Origin of the sequence: Sphaerothrix gracilis Ecp01 (genome assembly GCF_030405905.1) — a bacterium.
In the GTDB taxonomy this organism is placed as follows: Bacteria; Cyanobacteriota; Cyanobacteriia; order Phormidesmidales; family Phormidesmidaceae; genus Sphaerothrix; species Sphaerothrix gracilis.
The window spans coordinates 1-1043 of record NZ_JASATW010000142.1 but is presented as its reverse complement, the minus strand read 5'-3'; the positions used below and the strand labels follow the sequence as shown (position 1 = coordinate 1043).

Below are 1043 nucleotides of genomic sequence, written 5' to 3'. Positions count from 1 at the left end.
CGATGCGCCAGCCGGATTGCATAAGTCGTTAACCCAATGCATTGATTAGGAGAAAACTCCAGAACTATAGCTTCATTGTAGTGAGGTGCTTGAGAGTTCTCCCGCCGGATAACCTCACCTATTTCCCCCTCAAAGGCGCTTAAAGCAGACCAGCGTTGCCCAAACCTAGAATCATCCCGGCTCCCAAGAGATGCCCAAAGCTAGCCGTTGCCAACAGCTCAGGCAAGCCAAAGCCTTCAAAGAATCCCGGCAGCGAAAAAGGCAGTTCTGGGCCGACACCGCGCTTTTGAATTGCATAGCGGCCAATGGCGATGGCAAACAGGTTACAGGCAATCATCACCAGCGCTACTTTAAAAGACCATTGCGGGGTTTGAGGGGCTGTTTGGGCCAACCATAAAAGCGATGAATAAATCAATTTTCTATCTCCAGCTAAGCTTCAAGGTTCTGAAACCAGGTCAATTAAGGATTATAAAGAGGTGTCTGTAGAAGCTTATGAAATATTTAGCAGAGTTAATAGAGAGAAAGGATTCGTTACCTGTTATTCATTGCTAAAAATTTATGTGGATTTTTGAGGATGAATAGACCTTGGGCTTGAATAGACTTTATCGGAAATAAGAAAGGAATCGGTTGAAGTCACCATATCCTCTCACCGTTCGGGGTCAAGCGGCTTGACCCACTAGACGACCTGGCTTTGCTCGGTGTGTCAGGCGGAAGTTATGCAAGCCGCAGGCAGTCTCCATCACGTCATCGACGTAGTGGTCCAGCCAATTGCGAAAGGGTTGCCTCAGAATTTGGCAGCGTTTGACGCCACCGATGTGGTGTTCCACTTCAATACGAAGACTGGAAATACTTCGGTTGTTCATCTTCTCAATAGTTGTCAGAGAGCGGTTGCGAGGTTTCTTCTTCGGTTGCTGAATCGTCACCCCCTCTGGGGCAAAGCCCTGAAACCCCGTATCCTGCCATAACGTACTGCCTTCAGGGAACGACAGGTGCTCGCTATCGGCAATCGCTTTATCATGTTTCTTGCCTTCATAGGTGTCACT

2 protein-coding genes are annotated in these 1043 nt (G+C 48.1%); both read right to left on the bottom strand.

Features of this window, described 5'->3' with window-relative positions; genetic code table 11:
- Positions 1-139: 139 nt before the first annotated feature.
- Positions 140-415: a photosystem I reaction center subunit PsaK gene (psaK, locus tag QJQ48_RS28345; RefSeq protein ID WP_346294512.1), complete on the bottom strand. Its 276-nt coding sequence runs from the start codon at positions 413-415 to the stop codon at positions 140-142.
- A gap of 244 nt (positions 416-659) precedes the next feature.
- Positions 660-1043 (bottom strand): transposase family protein (locus tag QJQ48_RS28340; protein WP_346294511.1); only part of this gene is annotated, 384 nt, incomplete at its 5' end.